The 2,668-nt window shown below is 73.7% G+C and carries 2 protein-coding genes; both read left to right on the forward strand.

Annotation, left to right across the window (positions count from 1 at the left end; genetic code table 11):
- Nucleotides 1–1,692: tetratricopeptide repeat protein (locus AAGI91_17555; protein MEM1044419.1), on the forward strand; the 1,692-nt coding region annotated here is incomplete at its 5' end.
- A 56-nt stretch (nucleotides 1,693–1,748) separates the two neighbouring features.
- On the forward strand, nucleotides 1,749–2,668 hold a 920-nt coding region (locus AAGI91_17560; GenBank protein ID MEM1044420.1), incomplete at its 3' end, for a serine/threonine-protein kinase.

Here is a 2,668-nt window from a genome sequence, read left to right on the forward strand (position 1 = left end):
ACGACGGCGACCGATGTCTACGCCCTCGGCGTGGTGCTCTACGAACTCCTCGCCGGGCAGCGGCCCTACGACGTCGCGGGCCTCTCGCCGAGCGAGGTCGAACGGACGATCTGCGACACGGCCCCGACCCGCCCCTCGGCCTCGGTCCGGCCCGCCGAGTACGAGGCCGGCGCACTCGCCGCTCAGCGGCTGCGCGGCGACCTCGACACGATCGTCCTCAAAGCACTGGCGAAGGAGCCAGGGCAGCGCTACGCGTCGGCCGCCGCGCTCGCCGACGATCTGGGGCGGCACCTGGACGGCCTCCCCGTCACCGCCCGTCCGGCGACGGCGGGGTACCGGGCGCGCAAGTTCGTCGAGCGCCACCGCGTCGGGACGGCGGCGGCGGCGCTCGTGGTGCTGGCTCTCGTCACCGGCGCGGGCGTCGCACTGTGGCAGGCCGGCGTCGCTGCTGCGGAGCGCGACCGGGCGGCCGCAGCCCTCGTCCAAGTGGAGGGTACCCTCGACTTTCTGGAAGACACCATCCTCATGGGCAACCCGACGGAGGGCGACCCCGACGCACCCCTCAGCACCGTGCTCGACAGCGCGGCGGCGCGCGTGGACCGCGAGGCGACCTCCCCCCAGGTTGCCGGAGCCATTCACACTTCGCTCGCGGGGGTCTACAACGGACGCGGCCTCCCGGCGCGCGCCGAGCACCACGCCCGGCGTGCCCTCGCCACGCTCCCCGCAGGCGACGTCCGGCGCGGCTGGGCACTCGACGGCCTCGCCCTCGCCCTGACCGGAGCAGGACGCCCCGCCGAGGCTGAGGCCTATCACCAGCGTGCGATTGCCCTCCTCCGAGAGCCAGGCGACGAGCCCCAACTCGCGGTTGCTCTCAACAACTACGGCGGGACCCTCGGAGCGCTGGGGCGAGTCGACAGCGCGGAGGTGGCCTACCGGGAATCCGTAGCTCTTCGGCGGACGCTGGGCATCGAGACCGCCTCAACGCTGAACAACCTCGCCGTGCTGCTGCTGGAGCGAGGCGAAACCGCACAGGCCGTGGAGGCCTTTTCGGACATGGTCGCGGCGCTGCGGCAGGATGACAACCCGGGGGCCACCTACCAGCTGCCCTTCGCGCTCGTCAACCGGGCTGGTGCCCTCAGCGACCTCGGCCGGCCGGAGGAGGCGACGGCGGACTTCCGTGAAGCGTGGACGTTGGCGGCCGACCACCTCGGCGAGGACCACCCGGAAGCAATCGCCATGCGCGTGTCCCTCGTCAACCATCTGAACCGGGTCGGGCGCACGGACGAGGCTGAGCAGGAGGGCACGGCGGTGCTCGCCACGGCCGAGGCGGCGCTGGAGCCGGGCCACCCCTTCCTGGCCTACGCGCAGAGCGTCGTCGGGGGGGCCTTCTGCAACGCAGGCGACCCGCAGCGCGGCGCGGCGCTGCTCGAAGCGAGCCTCGGGAGCCGGCGCGCGATGCTCCCGCCGGAGCACTGGCTGCTCAGCAACGGCGAAAGCCTCCTCGGCGGTTGCCTGGCCCAGCTCGGCCGCGCCGCCGAAGCCGATCGCCTTCTTCGCGGCGGCTACGACGGGGTGCGCGCCGCGCTCGGCGACGACCACCCCCGCACCGACGAGGCGCGCACCCGGCTCGCCGACTTCCTCATGGCCAACGGGCGCACCAGCGAAGCAGAGTCGCTGAGCGAGCAGGGGTGACACACGCGCGGCGCTTCGGCACCGTAGCTTATCGCTTCGTCCTTCCTTTCACTCGCATGGCCCTTGCCGACCCGGCCCGGTGGGAGCGCCTCAAGGCGCTCCTCGCCGACGCCGCTGACCTCGACCCCGACGCGCGCGCCGCATTCCTCGACCGCCTCGGCGACGCGGAACTGCGCGCCGACCTCGACGGCCTCCTCGCGGCGCACGACGAGGCCGAGGCCGCCGACCGGTTCGAGGAGCCGGCCCTCGGGGCTGAGGTCGGGCCGAGCGTCCGGAACCGGCTGCCGGACGACGCCCGCGTCGGACCGTACCGGCTCGCCGGCGAGGTCGGGCAGGGCGGCATGGGGACCGTCTTCCGCGCCGAGCGCGCCGACGGGGCGTTCGAGCAAACCGTCGCGCTCAAGGTTCTCTCCCACGCCTTCGCCTCGCCCGACGCGGCCCGGCGCTTCCGGGCTGAGCGGCAGATCCTCGCCCGCCTGGAGCACCCCCACGTCGCCCGCCTCCTCGACGGCGGCGTGGCTGCGGGCGGACCTCTGGGGCGCGACCTGCCGTGGCTGGCGATGGAGTTTGTCGACGGTGTGCCGCTGACGGCGTACGTCCGCGAGGCCGGCCTGCGGGTCGAGGGGCGGGTACGCCTCTTCCTCCAGGTCTGCGAGGCCGTCGCCTACGCCCACCGCAACCTCGTCGTCCACCGCGACCTCAAGCCGTCGAACATCCTCGTGGCCGAGGACGACCGGAGGGCACCGCAGGCGAAGCTGCTCGACTTCGGCATCGCCAAGCTCGTCGGGAAGGACCTCGGCAGCGACGCAGCCAGTCTCGCCGAGGCGCTGACGCGGACGGGGATGCAGGTGATGACGCCCGAGTACGCCGCCCCGGAGCAGGTGCGCGGCGAGGCCGTCACGACGGCGACCGATGTCTACGCCCTCGGCGTGGTGCTCTACGAACTCCTCGCCGGGCAGCGGCCCTACGACGTCGC

This window comes from Bacteroidota bacterium (assembly GCA_038746285.1).
In the GTDB taxonomy this organism is placed as follows: Bacteria; Bacteroidota; Rhodothermia; order Rhodothermales; family JANQRZ01; genus JANQRZ01.